19 protein-coding genes and 1 pseudogene are annotated in these 22,704 nt (G+C 74.3%); 9 read left to right on the top strand and 11 right to left on the bottom strand.

The window, feature by feature from the left end; genetic code table 11:
* The first annotated feature begins 56 nt into the window (after positions 1-56).
* From OP18_RS47115 to OP18_RS47085, 7 genes and pseudogenes are all read left to right on the top strand, one after another.
* Positions 57-2,807, top strand: a complete 2,751-nt coding sequence (locus OP18_RS47115; RefSeq protein WP_033366826.1) for an ABC transporter permease subunit — start codon at positions 57-59, stop codon at positions 2,805-2,807.
* Positions 2,808-2,832: 25 nt separating this feature from the next.
* On the top strand, positions 2,833-3,456 hold the full coding sequence (locus OP18_RS47110; RefSeq protein WP_033366810.1) for a neocarzinostatin apoprotein domain-containing protein: 624 nt from the start codon (positions 2,833-2,835) through the stop codon (positions 3,454-3,456).
* Between the two features lie 5 nt (positions 3,457-3,461).
* The gene (locus OP18_RS47105) at positions 3,462-4,793 is read left to right on the top strand and encodes a hypothetical protein (RefSeq protein WP_156090286.1); all 1,332 of its coding nucleotides are present in this window, start codon (positions 3,462-3,464) and stop codon (positions 4,791-4,793) included.
* A gap of 502 nt (positions 4,794-5,295) precedes the next feature.
* Positions 5,296-6,216, top strand: coding sequence for an alpha/beta fold hydrolase (locus tag OP18_RS47100; protein ID WP_033366806.1), 921 nt, complete (start codon positions 5,296-5,298; stop codon positions 6,214-6,216).
* Positions 6,217-6,278: 62 nt separating this feature from the next.
* Positions 6,279-7,520, top strand: a pseudogene (locus tag OP18_RS47095) (MFS transporter); the annotation flags it as partial.
* A gap of 80 nt (positions 7,521-7,600) precedes the next feature.
* On the top strand, positions 7,601-8,380 hold the full coding sequence (locus OP18_RS54135) for a class I SAM-dependent methyltransferase (protein WP_052388414.1): 780 nt from the start codon (positions 7,601-7,603) through the stop codon (positions 8,378-8,380).
* Between the two features lie 93 nt (positions 8,381-8,473).
* The gene (locus OP18_RS47085; RefSeq protein WP_033366805.1) at positions 8,474-9,544 is read left to right on the top strand and encodes an AI-2E family transporter; all 1,071 of its coding nucleotides are present in this window, start codon (positions 8,474-8,476) and stop codon (positions 9,542-9,544) included.
* Between the two features lie 20 nt (positions 9,545-9,564).
* Here the strand turns inward: OP18_RS47085 and OP18_RS47080 are convergent, their stop codons facing one another.
* The 9 genes from OP18_RS47080 to OP18_RS47040 all read right to left on the bottom strand — a co-directional run bounded on the left by OP18_RS47080 (position 9,565) and on the right by OP18_RS47040 (position 18,150).
* Positions 9,565-10,308 (bottom strand): maleate cis-trans isomerase family protein, encoded by a 744-nt coding sequence (locus OP18_RS47080; protein WP_033366804.1) that lies wholly within the window; start codon positions 10,306-10,308, stop codon positions 9,565-9,567.
* Positions 10,305-10,949: a hypothetical protein gene (locus OP18_RS54130; protein ID WP_052388413.1), complete on the bottom strand. Its 645-nt coding sequence runs from the start codon at positions 10,947-10,949 to the stop codon at positions 10,305-10,307. The genes OP18_RS47080 and OP18_RS54130 overlap by 4 nt, the downstream gene beginning before the upstream one ends.
* An 85-nt stretch (positions 10,950-11,034) precedes the next feature.
* Positions 11,035-11,805, bottom strand: a complete 771-nt coding sequence (locus OP18_RS47070) for an SDR family NAD(P)-dependent oxidoreductase (protein ID WP_033366802.1) — start codon at positions 11,803-11,805, stop codon at positions 11,035-11,037.
* Positions 11,802-12,728 (bottom strand): hypothetical protein, encoded by a 927-nt coding sequence (locus tag OP18_RS47065; RefSeq protein WP_033366799.1) that lies wholly within the window; start codon positions 12,726-12,728, stop codon positions 11,802-11,804. Before OP18_RS47065 ends, OP18_RS47070 begins: the two co-directional genes overlap by 4 nt.
* Positions 12,725-13,456 carry a hypothetical protein gene (locus OP18_RS47060; RefSeq protein ID WP_033366797.1) on the bottom strand — a complete coding sequence of 244 codons (732 nt, stop codon included), beginning with the start codon at positions 13,454-13,456 and terminating at the stop codon, positions 12,725-12,727. The genes OP18_RS47065 and OP18_RS47060 overlap by 4 nt, the downstream gene beginning before the upstream one ends.
* Positions 13,453-14,667: an aromatic ring-hydroxylating dioxygenase subunit alpha gene (locus OP18_RS47055; protein WP_033366795.1), complete on the bottom strand. Its 1,215-nt coding sequence runs from the start codon at positions 14,665-14,667 to the stop codon at positions 13,453-13,455. Before OP18_RS47055 ends, OP18_RS47060 begins: the two co-directional genes overlap by 4 nt.
* Positions 14,668-14,676: 9 nt before the next feature.
* Entirely contained in the window at positions 14,677-15,645 is a 969-nt protein-coding gene (locus OP18_RS47050) for an alpha/beta hydrolase family protein (RefSeq protein ID WP_033366794.1), read from the bottom strand.
* A 28-nt stretch (positions 15,646-15,673) separates the two neighbouring features.
* A complete protein-coding gene (locus tag OP18_RS47045) occupies positions 15,674-16,474 on the bottom strand; it encodes an oxidoreductase (protein ID WP_052388412.1) in 801 nt (266 codons plus the stop codon).
* A 62-nt stretch (positions 16,475-16,536) separates the two neighbouring features.
* Positions 16,537-18,150: a carbon-nitrogen hydrolase family protein gene (locus OP18_RS47040; protein WP_033366792.1), complete on the bottom strand. Its 1,614-nt coding sequence runs from the start codon at positions 18,148-18,150 to the stop codon at positions 16,537-16,539.
* A 78-nt stretch (positions 18,151-18,228) separates the two neighbouring features.
* On the opposite strand from OP18_RS47040, the gene OP18_RS47035 reads away from it, so the two are divergent.
* Positions 18,229-18,534 (top strand): Dabb family protein, encoded by a 306-nt coding sequence (locus OP18_RS47035; protein WP_052388411.1) that lies wholly within the window; start codon positions 18,229-18,231, stop codon positions 18,532-18,534.
* A 30-nt stretch (positions 18,535-18,564) separates the two neighbouring features.
* Complete coding sequence (locus OP18_RS47030; protein WP_052388410.1) at positions 18,565-19,962, top strand: MFS transporter; 1,398 nt, start codon at positions 18,565-18,567, stop codon at positions 19,960-19,962.
* On the opposite strand, the gene OP18_RS47025 is transcribed toward OP18_RS47030, so the two are convergent.
* Positions 19,940-20,845 (bottom strand): hypothetical protein, encoded by a 906-nt coding sequence (locus tag OP18_RS47025; protein WP_033366791.1) that lies wholly within the window; start codon positions 20,843-20,845, stop codon positions 19,940-19,942. The genes OP18_RS47030 and OP18_RS47025 overlap by 23 nt on opposite strands.
* Positions 20,846-21,178: 333 nt before the next feature.
* Positions 21,179-22,704 (bottom strand): aldehyde dehydrogenase family protein (locus OP18_RS47020; protein WP_342668966.1); only part of this gene is annotated, 1,526 nt, incomplete at its 5' end.

The following is a 22,704-nucleotide window of genomic DNA, read 5'->3' as shown; positions in this document are numbered from 1 at the left end:
TCATCATGTCGCAGGCTGAAGTCAGGCCGACGCCGGAGCGCAGCGGAGGCGGCGGCATGACGATTGTCGGTTATGACTTCGGGCCCGACCGGATTCTGCTCGGGCTGTTCACCGGGCTCACGTACGCGCTGCTCGCCGTGGGCCTGGTGCTCGTGTACCGCTCCAGCCGGTTCGTCAACTTCGCGCACGGCTCGATCGGCGTGTTCGGCGCCGCCGTCCTCGGTCGGCTCGTCGCCGGGGAGGGGCTGCCGTACTGGGTGGCGTTCCCCGTGGCGATGGCGGTCGCCGCGGGGGTCGCCGCCGGCGTCGAGGCGGGCGTGGTGCGCCGGCTGCGGCACCGTTCCCGGGTCATCGGGATGATCGCCACGCTCGGGCTGTCGCAGTTCATCCTCGTCGTGTCGCTGCTGGTCAACCGGCAGGGGGTCAGCGGCGCCACGTTCCCGCGGCCGCCGGGGCTGCCGTCGTTCACCGTCGGGCGCACCCCGGTCGGGCCGGCGTTCACCGCGATGCTGGTCCTCACCCCGCTGCTGCTGGTGGCGCTGGCGCTGTTCCTGAAACGGTCCCGGCACGGCCTGGCCATCCGCGCCGCCGCCGACCAGCCGTCCGCGGCGCTGCTCGACGGGGTCGCCGCCCCGCGGATGGCGACGGTCGCGTGGGCGATCGCGGGCGGGATCGCGGCGTTCTCCGCCATCCTCGTCACCCCCACCCAGGGCGCCCAGTCGATCGACACGCTCGGCCCGGACCTGCTGCTCAAGGGCCTCGCCGGGGCCGTCATCGCCCGGCTGTCGTCGATCCCCGTGGCGTTCGCCGCGTCGCTGGGCATCGGCGTGCTGGAGCAGGTCCTGCTGTCCGGGTCGTCCGGCACGGGCCTGGTCCAGGTCGTGCTCGGCGCGACGATCCTCATCGCGCTGCTGCGCCAGCCGCGGCTCGGCCGCCGCGACACCGACGACGGCGGCTGGATCCGCTCCGGCGCCGCCGCCCTCACCGGCCCGTGGCCGCTGCGCCACCTCGGGCGGCTCGTCGCCGGCGCCGGGTTCCTGCTCGCCGCTGCCCTGGCCTACCTGGTGGACAACCAGACCGCGTCGGCGCTCACCACGGTCGCCGGGTTCACCCTCGTCGCGCTGTCGGTGCTCGTCGTCACCGGCGTGGCGGGGGAGCTGTCGCTGGGCCAGTTCGCGTTCGCCGGCATCGGCGGCGCCGTGTCGGTGCGGGTCGCCGCGTCCACCGGCAACTTCTTCGCCGGGGTCGTCGCCGGCTGCGCGGCGGCCGCGCTCGCCGCCGCCGCGGTCGGCGTGCCGGCGCTGCGCCTGCGAGGGCTCGCGCTCGCCGTGACCACGCTCGCGTTCGCCCTGGCGACCAGCGCGTTCCTGCTGCGCCGGGACTGGCTGCTCGGCTCCGGGGTGAGCGCCCCGAAGCCGGGGTGGGCCGGCTACCCGCTCGAGGTGGCCAAGGACTACTACCTGTTCGCGCTGCTCATGCTGGGGCTCGGCCTGTGGCTGACGGCGAACCTGCGCCGCGGCGCGTTCGGCCGGCTGCTGACCGCGCTGCGGGACAACGAGGAGGCGGCGCGGGCGCTGACGGTGTCGGCACCGCTGCGCAAGCTGCAGGCGTACGCGGTCGCCGGCGCCCTCGCCGGGCTCGGCGGCGCCGTCATCGGCCACGGCCAGACCCAGCTGACCGTGAACAGCTTCCCGGCCGCGGCGAGCATCGACGTCGTCGCCGTCACCGTCGTCGGCGGTATCGGGCTGCTCGGCGGGCCGCTGCTGGGCGCGATCGTCATCGTCGGCATCCCCGCCTTCGTGGCTCTCGGCATCCCCGGCCAGGCGGCGCTCACCCTCGGGTGGCTGCTCGTCGTCGTGCTGCTGCCCGGCGGTCTCGGCGGTCTGCTGGTACGCGCGCGGGACGCCCTGCTGACCCGGTGGCGACCGGCGCCGGCGGACAAGGACACCGGCACGGCGAACGGCCCGGCCGGCCTGACGCTGCCGGCCCGCACGGCGCCGCTGCGGCCGCCCGCCCCCGGGGTGCCGCTGCTGGTGGTGCGGGACATCGCCCGCTCCTTCGGCGGGGTGAGCGCCGTGGCCGGGGTGAGCCTCGACGTGTCCGCCGGCGAGGTGCTCGGCATCATCGGACCCAACGGTGCCGGCAAGACCACCCTGTTCGAGATCATCGCGGGGTTCGTACCGCCCGGCGCGGGCACCGTCACGTTCGCCGGCCGGGACGTGACCCGGGCGACCCCGGAGCGCCGGGCCCGGTTGGGGCTGGTGCGGTCGTTCCAGGACGCCCGGCTGTTCGCCACGATGACCGTGCTGGAGACGGTGATGACGGCGGGGGAGCGCACCGCGCCGAGCGGGCTGCTCGCCTCCGCGCTCGGCGCGCCCCTCGCGGAGCGGCGCAAGGCCCGGCGGGCGGCCGAGCTCGTCGACCTCATGGGGCTGTCCCCGGTCGCCGGCGACCTCGTCGGCACGCTGTCGACCGGCACCCGGCGGATGGTCGAGATCACCTGCCTGCTCGCGCTCGAACCGGCGCTGCTGCTGCTGGACGAGCCGTCCTCGGGCGTCTCGCAGGCCGACGGCGCCGCCCTCGGCGACCTGCTGCTGCGGGTACACCGCGAGCTCGGCACCACCCTGCTCGTCATCGAGCACGACCTGCCGCTGCTGTCCCGGCTCGCGACCCGGATGGTCGCGCTGGACAGCGGCCGGATCATCGCCGACGGCACCCCGGACGACGTCCGCGCGCACCCGGCCGTCGTGCGGTCCTACCTCGGCACGGACCTCGCGGCCGTCAACCGGTCAGGAGCAACGACATGAGCCCGACGACATGAGGAGAGTCCCGATGCAACGACGGATCCCGACCCTGACGGTGCTCGTCACGGCGGCGCTGGCCGGGGTCGTCCCGCTCGGCGCGGCGCCGGCGTGGGCCGCGCCCACGCTCACCGTCAGCAAGACCACCGGGCTCACCGACGGCGCGTCGGTGACCGTCGGCGGCAGCGGCTTCACCCCGAACCTGAAGCAGATCGCGGTCGGGCAGTGCATCGAGGAGGTGAAGGGCCCGACCGACTGCAACCTCGCCGGCGGCTCCCAGTTCGTCAACGCCGACGCCGCCGGCAAGCTGCCGACGGTGACGCTGAAGCTGGCACAGAAGTTCGGCACGTTCGACTGCACGAAACGCACCTGTGTCATCGCGGCGCAGATCCTGCCGTCCGGCGGCAACGCCGGCGACATCGCCGCGAACAAGGCGTCGGTGAAGCTCACGTTCGGCGCCGCGGCCCAGGCCACGACGCAGGCGGCCCAGGCCACGACCGCCGCGGCCGAGGCGACGGCGCTGCCGAAGACCGGGCCGGGCGACGAGCCGTTCGTGGTCGTGCTCGCCGGTTCGGCGCTGCTCACCGTCGGCGTGGGCCTGCTGGTGATCCTGCCGGCGCGGCGGCGCCGTGCCCGTACCGCGGAAGAGATGTGAACGGCGTGCGGCGCGTCGCGACCGGTGCGGCGGTCGTGGCCCTCGCCGCGCTCGGAGGGCTGACGGCGCCGGCCCTGGCGGCCGCGCCCGTCACCGCGGACCTCGGCTGCCGGCTGTACTTCAGCGACGCCGGGACGGGCACGTCACCGACGGTCTGGAGCGACACGTTCACCCTCACGCAGAGCCCGGCGAGCCCGGCCGCGGGGCAGACGGTGACGGTGACCCTGGCCGCCGCCGCGGGCGTCACCAACGGTCCCGTGCCGCTCAACGCCGGCGACGTGCCGGTGCGGGTCACGGTCACGCTCGGCGGCGCGCAGACCGGCACGGTCACCCTGAGCCAGGCCGCGTACCCGGCGTCGGCGAAGGCGGCGGGGGTGCCGCTCGGCCCGGTCAGCGCCACCGGCACGTACACCGCGACGGCCCCCGGCACCGTGACGCTCACCGTGCGGCAGGTCGCGTTCGCCAACACCACGGCGACGACGTACTGCTCGGCCGGCGGCGACCGCGACCACAAGGCGGCCCCCGTGGACACGCCGGTCACCGACTCGGCCGTGGTCTCCCCGGCGCCGTCCGGGTCCGCGTCGGCCTCGGCGTCGCCATCCGCTTCGGCGTCCGCCTCGGTGTCTGCTTCGGCGTCGGTCTCGGTGTCTGCTTCGGCGTCGGCCTCAGTGTCCCCGTCGGCCACCGAGGCGGCCACGCCGGCGGAGACCTTCGGGCCGAAGTCGGTGACGATGCAGTGCAAGACGCTCAGCACGATCCGTGACTGGACCGCGACGCACACGCTGACCATGTCGCCGGCCAACCCCGGCTACGGGGCGAACGTCACCGTCACGTACACCTTCGACAACGGCGGCAAGAACGGCCCGGCGCCGATCACCGCCGGCGACCTGCGACCCACCGCGACCGTCAAGCTCAGCGGCGCGCAGACCGGCACGGTGAAGCTGACGGGCCCGGCGTACGGCGCCGTCGCCGCCCAGGCGACCGTGCCCGGCGCCACCCTCACCGGCCAGTTCACCGCCGGCACCCCCGGCCTGGTGACGCTGACCGTCGCGGACGTCCTGTTCGACCACCCGCAGGTCGACACCGAGTGCAACGGCGGCAACGACCCGGTCACCGGCCCCGCGGACACCACCATCGTCGCGAAGTTCACCGTCAGGTCGACGGCCGCCACCGCCGCCGAGGCCGCCGGGCAGTCCCTGCCGAAAACCGGCGACGGCGGCACCCTGCCGGTCCTGCTCCTGTGGGGCACCGCCCTGCTCCTGCTCGGCGCCGGCGCCCTGATCGTCCTACCAGCCCGCACCCGCCGCCGCGCGACGCCCCCAACCACCGGCGCCTAGGTGTACTGCGTCAAGACGTAGGTGACAGCCGGCTGATCGGTGGTTGGCCAGGCGGCGAGGGTGACGTTTCCTCGGGGCGAGGCTCGCTGTCGGAGCGGGCACGGCGAGAGCCCGGTGCTGCTCGCGGAGCCCGAGGAGATCGATGCCTTCGTCGACAGCCTCTTGACGAAGTCCGCACGATCGACGGCGGCTTCCGGCCCTGCGCACACCCGAGGTGCAGGTTCGTGGTCAACCCGCCGCGGGGCCGGCCGAGGCCGTGATCGGCCGGCTCGATGCTGACGCCGTCGGGCGGGGGACGGCGACATCGACTGCGACGTACGGGGTGCCACCGGTATGCGGCAGCCGTCGCCCGTCGAGAGGGTTCGGCCGGGGGCGGTCAGGGAGCGCAGGAACGCCGCGCCGGCCGGCGCCGTTGTCGTCGAAGATGACGGCCGGGCGGAGCGCAGGGTCGGGCAACAAAACCGGTCAGGAGGTGGCCGGTTCCGGTCGGCAGGATGCCGGCATGACAACTGATTTTCCCGAGCCCATCCGCGTCCCGGTCAACGGTGTGGAGCTGGAGGTCTTCGAAGCGGGCCGCGAACATGCGGGCAGGCCCGTCGTGCTCTGCCACGGCTGGCCGGAGCACGCCTACTCGTGGCGCCATCAGGTGCCCGTGCTCGCCGCGGCGGGCTACCACGTCATCGTGCCGAACCAGCGGGGCTACGGTAACTCGTCCCGTCCGGCCGACGTGACGGCGTACGACATCGCGCACCTGTCCGGTGACCTCGTCGCACTGCTCGACCACTACGGGTACGAGGATGCCACCTTCGTCGGTCATGACTGGGGTGCGGCCGTCGTCTGGGGGCTGACCCTGCTGCACCCGGAGCGGGTCAACGCGGTGGTCAACCTGAGCCTGCCCTACCTCGAACGCGGCGAGAAGCCCTGGATCGAGTCCATGGAGGAGGTGCTCGGCGGCGACTTCTACTTCGTCCACTTCAACCGGCAGCCGGGCGTCGCGGACGCCCTGTTCGACGCGCACACGTCCCAGTTCCTGCGCAACCTGTACCGGAAGAACACGCCGCAGCTGGGCATGGCGCCGATCGACCTCGCCAGGGCCGCGGCACCGCTCGGCGAGCCCGTCATGAGCGACAGCGAGCTGGCCGTCTTCGTCGCCGCGTTCGAGGCGTCAGGGTTCACGGGCGGCATCAACTGGTACCGCAACCTGGACCGCAACTGGCACCTGCTGGCGGACGTCGACCCGATCATCCGGCAGCCCACCCTTATGATCTACGGCGACCGGGACACGATCCAGCGGTCGCCACGGCTGGCCGAGTTCGTGCCCGGTGTCGAGGTGGTCAGTCTGGACTGCGGCCACTGGATCCAGCAGGAGCGGCCGCAGGAGACGAACCAGGCGATCCTGAAGTGGCTCGACCAGCGCCGGTGACCGCGGCGCGGCGTGGTTACGGGGGTGCGTCGCGGCGCGTGGGCACGTAAGGTCCTCTCCTCGTGGGTGGCATCGTCGAACGTCTCGTGCCGGCGCGGCTGGGCACCGGGTTCCGGTGGCTGCTGGCCTCGTCGTGGACGAGCAACCTCGGCGACGGGATCGCGGTCGCCGCCGGGCCGCTGCTGGTGGCCTCGCTCACCGGCAACGCGTTCCTGGTGTCGCTGGCGGCGCTGCTGCGGTGGGCGCCGCCGCTGGTGTTCGGCCTGTACGCGGGGGTCCTGTCCGACCGGCTCGACCGGCGGCGGATCGTGATGGCGGCCGACGCGGTGCGGGCCGCGATCCTCGTCGTCGTGGTCGCGCTGCTGGCCGCCGACCGGCTCACGGTGGTGCCCGCTCTCGTCGCGCTCGGGCTGCTGACCACGGCGGAGGTGTTCGCCGACAACGCCGCCGCGACGCTCACCCCGACGCTGGTGCGCCGCGACGACCTCGTCGTGGCCAACGCCCGCCTCCAGGCCGGGTTCCTGACCCTGAACCAGCTGGTCGGGCCGCCGGTCGGCGCGGCGCTGTTCGCGGCCGGCCTGCTGTGGCCGTTCCTCGCCGAGGCGGTGCTCGTCGCCGCCGGGGTGCTGCTGGTGTCCCGGGTCGTCCTGCCGGTCCGCGAACCGCCCGGGACCCGGCGGCCGGCCGGGGTGCGGCACGAGGTCGTCGAGGGGCTGCGGTGGACGGTGCGGCACCCGGCGGTACGTACGCTGTCGCTGACGATCCTCATCTTCAACGTCACGTTCGGCGCCGCCTGGTCGGTGCTGGTCCTGTACGCCCAGCAGCGCCTCGGCCTCGACGCCGTCGGGTTCGGCCTGTTCACCACCGCCGGTGCCCTCGGCGGACTGCTCGGCACCGCCATATACGGCCGGCTGACCAGCCGGGTGAGCCTCGGCAACGTGATGCGGGCCGGGCTGATCATCGAGACGCTCACGCATCTGGCGCTCGCGGTGACCACCTCGGTGTGGATCGCCGGCGCGGTCATGTTCGTCTTCGGCGCGCACGCGTTCATCTGGGGCACCACGTCGATCACGGTGCGGCAGCGGGCGGTGCCGGAGCACCTGCAGGGCCGCGTCGGCAGCGTCAACACCATCAGCGTCTTCGGCGGCCTGGTCGTCGGCTCCGCGATCGGCGGGGCCCTGGCGACCCGGGTGGGCGTGACGGCGCCGTTCTGGTTCGCCTTCGCCGGCTCCGCCGTGTTCGTGGCGCTGCTGTGGCGTGAGCTGACCCGCATCGCCCACGCCGACGACGCGGCGGACGCGCCGGGGCGGCAGCCAGGTGTGCAGGCGCCGCCTGGCGGTGGCGAGGGCAGCGGCGAGGGGCCTGGCAGGGAGACAATGCCCGGATGACGACGGACAAGCCCGCACCGGCGACGCTGCCCGATGCCGGGTACTTCGACCAGTGGTACGCCGACATCGCGGACTCGACCAGCCGCGACGAGATCATCGCCCGGATGCTGCAGCTGCCGGCGTACCTTCGCTCCACCAGCCTGCTCACCTGGCAGGGCGTCGCCGACGTGGAGGAGGCGCTGCGGGTCCCGCACGGCGGGCTGCTGCTCGACGTCGGGTGCGGCCGCGCCGGGTACGGCATCGAGATCGCCCACCGCACCGGCGCCCGGCTGGTCGGGGTGGACTTCTCCGCCACCGCGCTGCGGCAGGCGGCGGACGTGGCGGCGCAGCGGCTGCCGGCCGGGCGGGCCGAGTTCCGGGTCGGCACCCTGCTGGACACGGGGCTGCCCGGCGGCACGGCGGACGCGGTGATGTGCGTGGACGCGGTGCAGTTCGGCGAGCCGCCGCTGGCCGCGCTGCGGGAGTTCCGCCGGCTGCTGAAGCCGGGCGGCCGGGTGGCGCTGACCTGCTGGGAGGCCGCCGACCCGGACGACCCGCTGGTGCCGCCGCGGATCCGGGCGGTACACCTGCTGCGGGACCTGGGCGAGGCCGGCTTCGTCGACGTGGACGTGCGCCAGCGGCCGGACTGGCGGCAGGCGGAGCGGGACCTGTGGGAGGCGGTCGTCGCCGAGCCCGGACCCGACGCGGCGATGCGGTCGCTGCAGGAGGAGGGGCGCCGCTCCCTGGAGACGTTCGCGTCGCTGCGCCGGGTGTTCGCCACCGCCACGGCACCCTGACACCCGGCGGTCCGCCCACCGGCCGGCGAGACCCGCCCGTGCGACCTGCCGGGAAGCAGGATTGACCGGCGCGCGCCGGGGCATTGCCGCGCCATGGGTGTGCACAACCCGCCGACCTGGCTGGCCCGGCTCGGCCGGTCGGGGTGGCTGGTGACCGGCGTCATCGTCGGTGCCGCCGCCTTCATCGCCGGGCTGGGCGCGGTGCTGGCCGTGCTGGCGCCGCTGCTGGTCACCCTGGTGGTCGCCGCCGCGCTGCAGCCGTTCGTCCAGTGGCTGCGCCGGCACGGGGCCTCGGCGGCGCTGGCCGCGCTCGTCGGGGCGTTGCTGGTGCCGGCGCTGCTCGTGGTGCTCGGCCTGCTCCTGGTGCGCACCTTCGCCGGCATGGGCGCGGCCTGGAGCGACGTCCTAGCCAGTGCCGGGGAGGAGGTGCACGCCGCGCTGGGCGCCGACCCGCTCAACACGCTGCTGGGCTCGCCGCAGTGGCGCACCGCCGTGCTCGGCGTCGGCTCGGCGGTGCTGAGCGGCGCGGCGCTGGCCGTGCAGGCGGCGATCGGCGTCTTCGTGGCCGCGTTCGTCCTGTACTACCTGTTCAAGGACGGACCGGCGGGCGTGGCGTGGCTCGATCGGCGGCTGCCGCTGCGGCCCGGCCTGACCCGCCAGCTGCTGGACGGCGCGGCGCTGCGGATGCGCCGGTACATCGTGGGCACCGCCGTCGTGGCGGCCATGGACACCGTGGTCATCACCCTCGGCGCGGTGGCGCTGCGGCTGCCGCTGATCGGGATGATCGCGCTGATCACGTTCGTCGCGGCGTTCGTGCCGTACCTCGGCGCGTGGGTGTCGGCGGCGTTCGTCGTGGTCGTCGCGCTCGGCGCGGGCGGCCCGGCCGCGGCCGCGTGGATGCTGGTGATCGTGCTGGTGACGCAGAACATCCTGGAGGGGGTGCTGCGCCCGTTCGTGTTCGGCCGTGCCCTGGACCTGCACCCGGTGGTGATCCTCGCGGTCACCGTCGTCGGGGGCGCCCTGGCGGGACTGGTCGGGGTGCTGCTGGCGCCACCGGTCGCGGCGATCGCCGTCTGGTGGCGCCAGATGCTGCACGACGAACCGCCTGCCGAGCCGCCTGCCGAGCCGCGGGACACGTTGCCGGACGTGCCGGGGAAAGCGTGACGCGCCGCCCCCGGCCCCGGTCAGTGGTCGCGCAGCAGGCCGCCGGCGCCGTACACCTTGTCCTGGACCCCGTTGTCGCGCAGCGCCATCCACCAGGTGGCCGCGTTGATGGCGATCACCGGCTTGCGCAGCCAGCGTTCGGCCTCGTCGGCGAGGCGGACCATCGACAGGTTCGTCCCGCACTGCACGATCGCGTCGACGTCGGGGCCGTCCACCTCGAGGATCGCCGCGCGCAGCTCCGCCTCGGTGACGTGCGCGATCGACACCGCCGTCGGGCAGCGCAGCCCCTTGATCCGTACCACCTCGAAGCCGAGCTCCGAGAAGAACCGGACCACGTTCTCGTCGCCGACCGGCTGGTACGGGGTCACCACGCCGATGCGGCGGGCGCCGTACAGGTGCAGGGCGCGCTCGCAGGCCTCGGCGCCGGTGGCGACGCCCAGGCCGGTGATGCCGTTGATCTGGGCGACGAATTCACGGTTGCCCTCGACGCCGCCCCAGAACGTCTCCGCGGACATGCCCATGACCATGAAGTCGGGCTCGCAGGTCAGCACCCGCTCGCAGGCGTGGCCGATCTCCGCCCGGATCTGGGTGAGGAGGTTCTCGAACCCCTCGTCGCTGGACAGGTCCTGGTCGCGGATGTGGATGCGGGAGAAGTGCGCGGTCACGCCGGGCACGCCCATGGCGTAGAAGTCGGGTTCGACGATCGTGTTCGTGGACGGGGCGATGACACCGAACTTGTGGCGCCAGCCCAGGGCGTCGGTCATGCGGGCACCTCGATGGAGGGGGAGAGCGGGCGGGAGCGGCGGTAGGCGCGGACGGTGAGCCACGCCGCGGTGAGGAACGCCAGCTGCGCGGCGGTGTTGGTGCCCTGCTCGATCCACTGCAGGCGCAGCGTCTCGTGCTCGGGATGGTTGCGCAGCGGCACCAGCGCGGTCACCAGGACGATGCCGAGCGTGTACAGCGCGATCGCGGTCCTGGCCCGGCGCCGCCCGGCGTACACGGCGCCGATGACGCTGATGGTGGTGACGCCGGCGGTGGCCAGGATGAAGACCGGCTTCATCGCGCCGGCGACCAGGGCGCCGCCGGCCACCGCGGCGTAGACGGCCGCGAACGGCCACCACGGCGCCGTCGGCAGCAGCGCCCAGATGAGGGTGACCGCGCCGGCGGACATGAGCGGGAACAGCGACGCCTCCAGCCACGGCAGGTCGACCCCGAACCCGGCGAGGAGCAGCTTCCACGCCGACTTGGCGAGGCCGCCGGCGCCGATGAGCACCGCGCCGACCCGCCCGGGCGTCACCCTTCCGGAGGGGGCGAGCCCGGCGAGGAGCCAGAACCCGGCCAGGGCCAGCAGCGTCGGCACGAAGTCCTCGACCGCCAGGATCACCGGGTAATCGCCGGTGCTCATGCCGTCACCTCCGCTGCGCTCCGGCGCCGTCCTGACCTTCGAACTGCGCCCATAATGACCGGCTCCTCGCTCCGCTGCGGGCCGGTCATGCGAAGAGGTCCCGTTTGCGGAAGGCGGCGGTGGCGAACCGGCCGACCGCCTTCGGGGTGGTGAGCCAGGCGACCCGCCCGCCGTTGGGCACCCCGGCGAGGACCCGCTCGGCGAGCCACGGGGTGACGGTCTCGACGGTGTCGGCGAGGATGTTGAAGATCTTCTTCGCCTTGGCGAACTCCTCCGGGGTGTAGTCCCGGGCGAGCAGGTCGGTGACGACCATGCCGGGCGACAGGTGCGCGACCGTGACGGGCGAGTCCTTGCCCAGCTCCGCCGCCAGTTCCTTCGCCAGGGCGTCGGTGAGGTACGTGACGGCGCGTTTCGTGGCGCCGTACGCGGCGAGCCCGGGCGCCTTCTGGTTGCCGGAGCCGAAGCCCTCCATGTTCCACAGCGCCCCGTGCCCCTGGGCGCGCATGGCGGCCAGGACGACGGCGCTGGCGTGGGCCAGGCCGCGCAGGTTGACGTCGATGACGGCGTCCAGCTCCGCCGGCGGCAGCTCCCACAGCGGCCGGCGGGCGGTGGTGACGCCGGCGTTGTTGATCCAGATGTCGACCCGGCCGTACGCGGCGACGGCCTCCTCCCACAGGTCGCGCACCGCGGCGCGGTCGGTGACGTCGGCGACGACGCCGCGCACCCGCGGGTCGGGGTCCGGCTCCGCCGGCACTGACCGTCCACAGTAGACGACCGAGCAGCCACGGGCGTGGAACTGCCGGACCAGCCCTTGGCCGATGCCGCGGGTCCCTCCGGTCACCACGACGACGGTCATGCCGCGCTCCAGGTGAGCGAGCCGTGCACGACGCCGGCGAGGGTGGCGCCCTCGTACACCCGGTACGCGACGGCCAGGACGGTGCCGGCGCCCATTCCGGGGGTGGCGTCGAGCATGAACTCCCGGCCGGTCAGCTTCACCACGTCGGTGCAGTGCACGGTGCTGTAGTTGGCCCGGCCGAACGCGATCGCGTTGCCCCACGCGCCGGGCCCCTCGTAGAAGGACCGGAACCCGTCGCGGCGCCAGTCCACCGTGAACGCGCGCCGCAGCGCGCCGGTCCAGGTGACCGACAGGCGGGTGCGCAGCAGGTCGACCGGGGTGAGCGCCAGCTCCACGTCGACCGGCCCGACGAGCTTCTGGTCGGCGCCCCACAGCTCGCATCGTCCACTGTAGACGCCCGCCTGCTTCGTCGGCAGGATGAACGGGACCGGGCCGTTGCGGGTCTCCGCCGCCAGGTGCGCGGCGAGGGTGTCGCCGTCCACCCCGCGCCGGTACACGCCGTTGAAGCAGCCGACGACCGCCGGTCCCTGGTACAGCATCGAGGAGTACACCTGGGTGTCGTCGCCGAGCACCTGGTTCCAGGTGTTGAGGTCGACCTGCCAGCCGGGGCCGTAGTAGTGCGCGTCGACGAACGTGCCGTACGGCTGGCCGGTGCCGTAGAAGTCGGGGCCGGTGTAGATCCGGTCGGCGTCGGAGTCGACCACGCCGAACGCGAACGGCGCGCCGAGCCGGAACCGCCCGGCGAGCGGCCCGCCGCCCTCCAGGCCGCCGTCCATGTAGTACGTGGTGACGCCGTCGGCGAAGACGGAGGAGCGGCGGATGTCCTCGTAGCCGCGCCAGGTGCCGTCGGCGTCGAAGAGGCTCGGCCGGCCGTGCCACTCACCGGCGATGCGCTGCTGCCACTGCGAAGGTGCCGCGGTCATGACAGCGGCCCGCCGATGAGCACGTCGCGGATCTCGTCGGAGGCCGGCTCGCCGAGCAGCCGCGACACCTGCGCCCACACCGGGTCGACCGCCGGGCTGAAGAGGTTGGCGCGCACGGTGGCGTCCCGGGCGGCCAGGTCGGTGTCGGCGAGCGACCCGGTGACCTCCGCCGGCAGCCCGGCCGCGACCAGGTCGAGCCAGTGCCCGGCGTAGGCGTCGACGATCGGGTCCATGCCCCGGAACGCGGCCTCGTCGGCGCGGTGCACCAGCATCCACGGCGACATGAGGGCGTGCTGGCGGGGCCCGATGTGCGCGCGGGTGAGCCCGTCGCGCTGCGACGCCTCCTCGTAGCGCGCGGTCAGCGGATGGTACGCGCTGTCCATGTACGCCAGGTGCGAGGACAGCTCGGCGCGGGGGATGAGGTCGAGGTGGTAGGCGTAGTAGGCGCCGCCGTACACGGAGTCGAGCGTGAAGTGAGGCACCGCCGACTTCGGGTCCGTGAACGCGAAGACCATGTGGCTGTCGAGGTTGATCGGGGGCACGACGAGGCCGACGTACACGATCCGCGACACCTCGCCGTCGCCCTGCCAGACCCGCATCGTGCCGACCGGTGCCGGGGACATCGGGGAGCGCAGCTCCCGGTAGGGCGCGCCGACCTCGGTCAGCGGCTGCCGGGCGAGGATCGCGTCCAGGGCCCGGGTGGCCAGGGCGAAGGGCAGCGACGTCACAGTTCCTCCAATGTGCCGTTGTCCTCGGCGTCGCGGCGGGCCTTGCCGATCCGCTCCGCCTCGGCGACCGTGGGGTGTTCGCCCTTCGCCTTATGCACCCAGGCGCGGGCCAGCTCCGGGTTCTCCCGCCGGGCCGGTGAGGCGATGACCGTGGCCTCGCGGCGCGGGACGTCGCCCATGATGCGGTCCTCGTCGCCCAGCAGCCAGCCCTGCTCGGCCAGCTCCTGCCGGCGCCGCCGGTAGTGCACGGCGATGAGGTCGCTCTTGACGTGCAGCTCGGCGCCGAGGTCGAACGGCAGCAGCTCGGGGCGGACCTTGTCGACGACCGGGGCGTCCTGACCGAAGATCTTCTCGACCCGCTGGATGGCGTTCTTGTCGGCCCAGTTGCCGGTGAAGAAGTCGCGCAGCGCGACCCACTTGACCAGCGTGGTGGTCTCGTCGACGGGGATGTTGGTGTCGTAGATGATGAGGTTGCCCAGCGGCAGCCGGACGTGCAGCTTGATCATGTTCGGCAGCATCCAGCCGGCGGTGGTCGCCACCGGCGGGCGGTCCTTGAGGTCGCGGCCGCGCCGGCCGATCAGCGACCAGATGCCCTTCGGCGCGGGCGGGTGCAGCCGGACCGTCGCGAACGCCGACCACTGGTCGGGGATCTCCAGCTCGTACTCCTCGACGTCGGGGCGCTCCGGGTTGCCGAAGGCGCCGGCGTGCACGAACGGCGTGTGCGCGATGTCGCAGCCGTTCTCGAGGATCCGCTCGTAGTTGGACTTCCACAGGTACTCGCCGGTGACCGCCTTGAACCGGCCGCCGTCGCCGACGAGGTCGTCGAACTCCGGCCAGACCGGGATCGGCGGTCGCTCGGCCTCGGGCAGGTCGCCGAGGAACACCCAGAGGAACCCGTAGCGCTCCTGGACGGGGTACGAGTCGACCCGGGCCTTCTTCGGGATGCCGCGGCCCGGCTGGTTGGCCGGGATCTTCACGCAGGCGCCGTCGGGCTCGTACTCCCAGCCGTGGTACGGGCACACGATCGAGTCGTTCTTGACCCAGCCGCCGGACAGCGCGGCGCCGCGGTGCACGCACAGGTCCGACAGCGCGACCGGGCGGCCCTTCGGCGTGCGGTACAGCACCAGCTCCTGGCCGAGGCACGTGACGCGCAGCGGGGTGGTGGTGACACGGTCGGCGAACTCGACCGCGTACCAGAAGTTCTTCAACATGCGAGGCTCCTAGCGGCGCCGGACGGACACCAGGTCCGGGGGGAACGTGTCGAGGGCGGCGGGGTCGCCGCCGCACAGGTGGGTGCGCAGGAACGCGGACAGCAGGCCGGCGATGACGCCGCGGGCCGTGGAGCCGCCGACGGTGGACGGCCGGTCGAGGAACGAGCGGGCCGCGGTCGGGTCGGCGGGCTCCACGACGCTGAAGTGGTTGGCCCCGGCCACGGTCGCCAGGACGTGCGCGCCGGCGCGGTCCTTGAGTGCCTCGTCGAAGGTGCGGCTGACCGGGTCGTGCGGGTCGCCGCCGGCGGCGCCGTACCGGTCGGCGGAGGCGGCGATGACGCCGTCCTCGGCGCCGGCCAGCAACAGCACCGGCGAGTCGACCAGTGCCTCCGCGACGGTGCCGGCCGGCCAGCCGAGCATCGTGGAGACCATGGTGTGCGCGCCGTAGGTGGCGACCGCCCGCACCTGCGGGAAGAACCGACCGGACTGCAGCGCCACGGTGCCGCCGGCCGAGTGGCCGAACAGCGCCACCCGGTCCAGGTCGAGCGCGCCGCGCAGCGGGCCGTCGGCGTGCAGCGCGGCGAGCCGCCGCAGGACCGGCTCGATCGCCTGGCAGGTGGGGCCGTCGCCGTACGTGCCGGGCCGGGCCAGGGCGAGGTCGACGCCGGGTGTGATGCCGACCTGGCCGGCGAACAGGGGGCCGACCCAGTCGTAGGTGACCGCGGCGAAGCCCTGCCGGGCCAGCTCGACGGCGAGCCAGCGGTAGGCGTCCTGGCCGACGTTGACGCCGCTGAGTACGAGCACCACCGGGTACGGCCCGCCGGCCGGGTCGGCCTGGAAGACGCCGCTGAGCCGTTCCGCGTCCGACCCGGTGACCAGCGCCGGGTAGTGCACCTTCAGGTGCGCGGTGGCATAGGGGGCCTCGGCGCCGGGGATCGTGACGGCGGACCACAGCGAGCGGATCGTGGAACGCGTCACGCCGTCACCTCCGCACCGACCGTGCCGGTCACGGGCGGGGCAGTTCGCGGTCGCCGCCCCACAGGGCGCGCACGAGACGCTCGGTGGTCTCCTCGCCGAAGTACCGCACGCCCATCACGTTGGCCGGGTCGCGCTCGGCGATGTTGCGCCGGGTGGCGAGGTCCCGCTCGCGCAGCGCGGCGCGCTCCGCCTCCGGCACCGCCGGGGCCTCGTCGACCCATTCGAGCCACCGGTCGACCCGGGCGTGCAGCACGTCGCTGACGACCGCCAGGTTCCGTTCGGTGCGCTCGAAGGAGTACACGTAGGCGTTGGGGGACAACGAGGCGCGGATGAACGCGGCCCGGCTGGTGAACCAGGCGAACTCCGGGTCGGCCTTGTGCGCCAGCCAGTCGTCGTTGGCGGGGGCATAGTAGCGGTCGAAGTAGTCGCCGTCCACGACGATGTCGGTGCGCGGGAGGTAGTCGGTGTAGAACCAGCCGCCGGGCCAGCACAGCAGCGCGATGCCGAGGTGCGGCACCCGGACCTGCGGGCCGAGCCAGCAGGTCAGGTGCAGGTTCACGAAGCTGCGCGCCGGGTCGCCCAGCCACGAGTGCACCATCCAGTCGACCTCCGGCCCGCTGTAGGCGGCCACCCGGCCGCCGGGTCCCTCGGGATACGTCCCGTACTGCTCCAGGATGTCCGTCGACGGGTCGCGCGTGGTGGCGAACCTCGCGTCGATCTTGGCCTTGAGATCCGTCAGGAGCTGCTGGAACTGTGCGAAGGTGTGGTGGACGTCGATGACGGGCGAGGCGTCGAGCATCTCCTCGACGTGCTGGACGGTTTCCTCCACGCGCTCACTCTCCAAGTCGTGCCGCAGCAATGGAAACAGTGTTTCGCTACGGGTAACGGATGTCAACGGGTCAGCGCGTCGACGAGCTGCCACGGCCGGCCGTCGAGCAGGTCGGTGCCGCGCGACACGAGCTTGTTGCGGCTCTGCGCCGGCGCGAGCACCGCGGTGGCCGCGGGCGCGTCGGCCGCGACGCCGGTGACGACGGGGTGGCTGATCCGGCCCGTGAACGGGCCCTCCCAGGCGGTCCACAGCGTGAAGTCGGGGCTCAGCGCGTAGAAGGCGGCGGGCACGCCCGGCGGTGTCGCGGCGACGATGTTGAGCCGGTTCTCCGCGGCCCGCTCCGGCAGCCCCAGCGCCAGCTCCCAGTCCTCGGCCGGGGTGAACGGCACGGCCACCACGTCCACGCCGGCGATCGCGGCCAGCCGGAACACCTCCGGATAGATGGCGTCGTCGCCGACGACCACCGCCAGGCGCCCCCACGGCAGGTCGAACGTGGCGAGGCCGTCGCCGTGCCGGCTGACGTCGGCGGCCAGCCGCGCGACCGGGTGCAGCTGCGGCTGCCGGCCGACGATCCCGGTGCCGGACGCCACCACGCCGGTGTGCGCGCCGCCCTCCAGGACGCTGGTCACCGCGACCGCGTCGGTGCCGTCGAGCAGCTCGCGCATCGCCGGCACCACCCAGGGCTCCGCCAGCTCGGGCAGGACCAGCAGGGTCGCGCCGGCGGCCAGCACGTCGCGCGTGTGGCGCCGCAGCGCGTCCGGCGTCGTCGCCCGTACCATGGCGGCCCGCAGCGACTCGGCGGCCGGCGGGCGGGTGGGGGCCTGCGGCGGGCGGCCGATCGCCGCGTAGAGCGGGCCGCGGCGGGCGGCGAACCGGTCGGTGCCGTCGGGCCGGCGCTTGTCGAGGGCGGCGGCGGGGTCGATGTCGGCGACCACCACGGCCTCGCCGGTGCGCGGACCCTTCGCCACCACGGTGCCGTCCGGCGCCACGATCTGGCTCTCCCCGGCGCCGTGCAGCCACTGCGGCGGCACCTTGAGCCCGGCGCTGATCGTCTCGAGCTTGTCGTCCGGCAGCAGCGGGCCGACCTTGTTGGCCGCCACCACCCAGACCCGGTTCTCCGCCGCCCGCACCGGGATGTGCAGGCTCGCCTCGTCCGTGGCGAACGAGTTGAGGCTGTTGAGCAGCACCTGCGCCCCGCGCAGCGCGAGACCGCGGGCCACCTCCGGCGCGACGCCCTCCATGCAGGCATACATGCCGACGGTACCGAACGCGGTGGGCACGACCGGGCCGTTCTCGCTCCCCCGGTGCAGGTGGTCGTTCTCGCTGCCCATCAGGGTCTGCTTGTCGCTCTGCCCGAGCAGCTCGCCGGACGGGCCGAAGAGCAGGTTGGTGCCGGTGGTCCGGCCGTCGTCGCGGGCGAGCGTGACGTTGATCTTGACGTGCACGCCGTGGTGCGCCGCCCGGTCCGCGACCGCGGTCAGGAACGCGTCGCCGAGCCGGCAGGCCATGCGCCGGGCATGGTCGCGGTCGTCGTACCACGACAGGTGGTTGCAGAATTCCGGCAGGACCACCAGCTCCGCGCCCTCGGCGGCGGCCTGGTCGATCATCCGCAGGCAGCTCGCGAGGTTCGCGGACACGTCCTGACCGACGGCGAACTGGACAGCGGCAACCCTCACGAGGGCCTCCTGGTTCCTCTAGCGGAACAGTGTTTCCCGAACATACACTCGCCACGCGATCCGGCGAAAGAGAGGCCGATGGTGGTGCTGACCCATGTCGTCGTCATGAAGTTCACGGATCCGGCCGACGCGCCGAAGGCCAAGGAACTCCTGGAGGGCCTCGCCGGCGTGGTGCCACAGGTCCGTTCCCTGCTGGTCGGCCTGGACACGGTGCACAGCGACGTGTCCGGCGACCTTTGCCTGATCACCACCCACGACGACGCGGCCGGCCTGCTGGGCTACCAGTCGCACGAGGCGCACCTGGAGCTCGCCCGCTGGCTGCGCCCCCGCCTCGCCGCGCGGACCGTGGTCGACTACCTGAGCGGTCCGTCACCCCAGGCATGAACCGGCGCCGGCCGGGCAATACCTGAGGCGATGCCGGCCGAGCTGTCCACGACCCCGCCTGAGCGCCACCGGATGCGGGGCCGGGCGCTCGGCGTCGCGCTCGTCGCGGCGTTCATGACGCTGCTGGACGTCAGCATCGTCAACGTTGCCATCCCGTCGATGCAGGCGGGTCTGCGCATCGGGGCCAGCGGGCTGCAGTGGGTGCTGTCCGGGTACGCGCTGACGTTCGGCCTGCTGCTGGTGCCCGCCGGCCGGTTCGGCGACGCCCGCGGGATCCGGCCCGTCTTCGTCGCCGGGCTGCTGGGCTTCACCGCCGCCAGCGCCGCGGCCGGGGCGGCGCAGAGCGAGGCGTGGCTGGTCACCGCCCGGCTCGTGCAGGGCGCGTTCGCGGGCGTGGTGAACCCGCAGGTGACCGGCCTCATCCAGCGGCTGTACCCGCCGGCGGAGCGGGCCCGCCCGTTCGGCCTGCTCGGCGCGGTCATCGGTATCGCCACCGCCGCCGGGCCGCTGCTCGGCGGGGTGATCATCCAGGTCGCCGGGCACGAGAACGGCTGGCGCTGGGTCTTCTACATCAACCTGCCGGTCGGCCTGGCCGCCGCCGTGCTCGGGTGGCGGCTCATCCCGCGGCGCCCCGCCGAACGCCGCCGCCGGGAGAGCCTGGACCCGGTCGGCGTGCTGCTGCTCGGCCTCGCCGTGGTGCAGATCCTGCTGCCCCTCATCGAGCAGCGGCACTGGTACCTGCTGGGCACCGGCACCCTGACGCTCGCCGGTTTCGTCTGGTGGGAGCTGCGCTACCCGGGCGTGCCGCTGGCGGACCTGCAGCTGTTCCGCCGGCGCTCCTACGCGCTCGGCACCGCCGTCGTGCTGGTGTACTTCGCCGGGTTCACCGCGAACTTCTTCATCCTCACCCTGTACCTGCAGCGCGGCCAGCACTTCACCGCGCTCGAGGCGGGCCTGGCGATCACCCCGTTCGCGCTCGGCTCCGCCCTGGCGGCGTTCGCGGGCGGCCGGGTCGTCGACCGGTTCGGCCGGCCCCTCGTGGTCGCCGGGCTGTCGGTCGTCCTGGCCGGCCTGACCGGGATCTTCGTCGTGCTGCACGCCGGGGTCTCGCCCTGGGTGCTCACCGCGCCGCTGCTCGTCGCGGGCCTCGGCAGCGGTCTGGTCATCACCCCGAACCAGACCCTCACCCTCGCCGACGTCCCGGTCGACCGCTCCGGCAGCGCCGCCGGCGTCGTGCAGACCGCCCAGCGCGTCGGCGCCGCCTTCGGCATCGCCGCGATCGGCGCGGTGTTCTTCGCCCGCCTCACCGTCACCTCCGGCGACTGGGCCGCCGCGTTCGAGATGGCGCTCATGGTCGCGATCGCCTTCCTCGGCCTGGCCCTGGCGGCCGCCGTCACCGACGTCGTCATCGCCCGCCGCACCCGCTGACGCCCACCGCCGCGGGACCCGCGCGCCCGCCGGGCTCCGGCATCATCGGGGCATGCGTGTGAGGGGGTACCTGGGGGTGCCGCTGTGGCCGGCGGTGCTGGCCGTGTGGGCGGGGCGGGCGGCCGCGGTGCTGCTGCCGCCGGCGGCGCTGCTCGTCGCGGCCCGGCTGGTCTGGGGCGTCCCGCTCGCGCTCGGCGTCGCCGGCGCCCTGCTCGTCGCGGCCGGGGCCGTCGCGCTCCTGCGCGGTGCGCGGCGGGCCGACCCGCGGGGGTTGCGGCTGCGGTACGAGCTGGCCCGCCACCCCGGTCCCGAGCTGCACGCCCGGGTCGCCATGGACATCGCCCGCCGCGACCCGGCCCGGGGCGAGGGCCTGCTGCGCGACGGGATCGCCGGCGGCAGCCTGCCGCACCTGCACCGGCTCATCGACCTGCTGCGCATCGGGCGGCGCGACGAGGAGCTGCGGGCGCTGGCCCGGCAGGTCGCCGGGTCCGGCACGCTGGAGCAGCTGCGGGCCGTGGTCGCCCGGCACGACCACCTGCCGGCCGCCGCCGCGCCGCTGCAGGCCGAGGTGGTGGCGCGGCTGCCCGGCGACGCGCACGAGCGGATGCGGCACGCGGCGCTGCTGGCGGAGAGCTTCGCGGCGGACCGAGCGCTCGCCGAGCACGCGGCCGCGGTCCGGCTGCTCGGCGGGGCGCCGCTGGAGCCGCACACCGCCGAGCAGCTGCGCCGTGCCGCCCGGGCGCTGCTGCGCCGGAACCGTCCCGCCGACGCGGAGCGGCTGCTGCGCAGCGGGCTGAGCGACCCGGCGGCCCTGGCGATGCTGGCCGGCCTGCTGGTGCGTCAGGGCAGGACCAGCCAGGCGGCGCGGCTGCTGCGTGCCCACCCCGACGCCGGCGCCCCGGACACGACCGGCGCGGGCTGGACGTCCGCCTGGACCCGCGGCGCCTTCGAAGGCGTCCTGGAGGGCTTCGGCAACGCCGCCGCGGACGCCCTCATCGGCTCGCCGGACGGCGGGTCGGGCGACGGCCTCTCCGGTGGTGGCCTCCCCGACGGCGGTGGGCCGGGCGGCGGTCCCGACCAGGGCGGCGGCTCTGACAGTGGCGGCGGCGGCTCGGACGGCGGCGGCGGCGGGTCGGACAGCGGCGGCGGGTCGGACAGCGGCGGCGGGTCGGGCGGCGGCGGCTCGGACGGCGGCGGGCGTGGTGAGCCGGTGGGGTCACGACGGGTACGCGGTGGGCGGCAGGCCGGCGCCGCCGGCGCGGAACGCGGCCGGGGCGTGCACGACGCAGGTCTGCGCGTACTCGGCGAGGCCCTCCTGCGCGTACTCGCGGCCCCAGCCGGAGCGTTTCACCCCGCCGAACGGGGCGCGCAGCGACATGCCGGTGCGGTTGTGGGTGTTGACGAAGGCGAAACCGGCCTCCAGCCGGCGGGCGAACGCGAACGCCCGGTCCTCGTCGGCGCTCCACACCGACGCGCCGAGGCCGAGGTCGTCGTCGTTGGCCATGGCCAGGGCCTGGTCCTCGGCGTCGTAGAAGGTGACCGGCACGACCGGGGCGAACTGCTCCTCGCGCAGCACCGCCGCGTCCTGCGGCGGGTCCACGACGAGCACCGGCGGCAGGAAGTAGCCCGCGGTCTCGTCGTAGCCGGCGTCGCGGCGGCCGAGGTCGACCAGCTCGGCGCCGGCGGCGAGGGTCAGGTCGCGGGCCCGCCGCCGGGCGGCGTCGCTGATCATCGGGCCCATCGTGACCCCGGCGGCGAGGGGGTCGCCGACGACGAGGACGCGCTGCGCCGCGGCCACGTACGCCTCGACGAACTCGCCCGCGCGGGCGCGCGGCACGTACAGCCGCTTCGCCGCCATGCACACCTGGCCGGCGCTGGCGAAGCTGGCCATGACGAGCCGGTCCATGCTCGCGTCGTCCAGCGGCGCGTCGTCCAGGAACACCGCCGGGTCGTTGCCGCCGAGCTCCAGCACCGACGGGATCAGCCGGTCCGCGGCGGCCGCGGCGATCGCCCGGCCGGCGTCCTCGCCGCCGGTGAACGCGACCTTGCGCACCAGGCGGTGCGTGACCAGCGCCGTGACCAGGTCGGCGTGGCCGTGCAGGACCTTGACGGCGGCGCTGGGCAAATGCTGCTGCAGCAGCCGCACCACGCGCTCCACGGTGAGCGGGCCGAGCGGCGACGGTTTGACCAGGACGGTGTTGCCGGCGGCGAGCGCCGGGGCGAGCTTGAGCATGGTGAGGATGACCGGCGCGTTCCACGGGGTGACCGCGACCACGACCCCGTACGGCTTGCGCAGCCGCAGCAGCCGTCCCGCGGCGTCGTCGAGCTCCCGGTCGGCGTACGCGGCCGGCGCGTGCTCGATCACCCACCGCAGGTGCTGTACGGCGAAGCCGATCTCGCCCCGGCAGTCGGGCAGCGGCTTGCCGATCTCCCGGGCGAGCAGCACGGCGAGCCCTTCGAGGTCGCCGGCGACCGCGTCGGCGGCGGCGCGCAGCGCGGCGAGCCGGTCCGGCAGCGGCGTCGCGGACCACCGGCGGAACGCGGCGTGCGCGGCGCGGACGGCGTCGTCGACCCGGTCGGGGATGTTGCGGGTGACCGCCACGACCCGCCCGACGACCTCACCCGTGCGCGCCGGGTTCTCCCGAACGACGGTCACGCCGTCACCTCCGCTGCGCTCCGGCCCGCTCACGCCGTCACCTCCGCTGCGCTCCGGCGCCGCCGCGAGCCAGTACTGCGCCCATG

Source organism: Dactylosporangium aurantiacum, from assembly GCF_000716715.1.
In the GTDB taxonomy this organism is placed as follows: domain Bacteria; phylum Actinomycetota; class Actinomycetes; order Mycobacteriales; family Micromonosporaceae; genus Dactylosporangium; species Dactylosporangium aurantiacum.
Note: the sequence above shows the minus strand (reverse complement) of the source record. Positions and strands in the feature narration are given on the sequence as shown.

Coding starts and splice junctions, on each gene's coding strand:
- OP18_RS47035 (WP_052388411.1), top strand. CDS start 18,229: ATGGTGGTGCTGACCCATGTCGTCGTCATGAAGTTCACGGATCCGGCC.
- OP18_RS47080 (WP_033366804.1), bottom strand. CDS start 10,308: ATGACCGACGCCCTGGGCTGGCGCCACAAGTTCGGTGTCATCGCCCCG.
- OP18_RS47110 (WP_033366810.1), top strand. CDS start 2,833: ATGCAACGACGGATCCCGACCCTGACGGTGCTCGTCACGGCGGCGCTG.
- OP18_RS47100 (WP_033366806.1), top strand. CDS start 5,296: ATGACAACTGATTTTCCCGAGCCCATCCGCGTCCCGGTCAACGGTGTG.
- OP18_RS47115 (WP_033366826.1), top strand. CDS start 57: ATGACGATTGTCGGTTATGACTTCGGGCCCGACCGGATTCTGCTCGGG.
- OP18_RS47065 (WP_033366799.1), bottom strand. CDS start 12,728: ATGACCGCGGCACCTTCGCAGTGGCAGCAGCGCATCGCCGGTGAGTGG.
- OP18_RS54130 (WP_052388413.1), bottom strand. CDS start 10,949: ATGAGCACCGGCGATTACCCGGTGATCCTGGCGGTCGAGGACTTCGTG.
- OP18_RS47070 (WP_033366802.1), bottom strand. CDS start 11,805: ATGACCGTCGTCGTGGTGACCGGAGGGACCCGCGGCATCGGCCAAGGG.
- OP18_RS47085 (WP_033366805.1), top strand. CDS start 8,474: ATGGGTGTGCACAACCCGCCGACCTGGCTGGCCCGGCTCGGCCGGTCG.
- OP18_RS54135 (WP_052388414.1), top strand. CDS start 7,601: ATGACGACGGACAAGCCCGCACCGGCGACGCTGCCCGATGCCGGGTAC.
- OP18_RS47055 (WP_033366795.1), bottom strand. CDS start 14,667: ATGTTGAAGAACTTCTGGTACGCGGTCGAGTTCGCCGACCGTGTCACC.
- OP18_RS47030 (WP_052388410.1), top strand. CDS start 18,565: ATGCCGGCCGAGCTGTCCACGACCCCGCCTGAGCGCCACCGGATGCGG.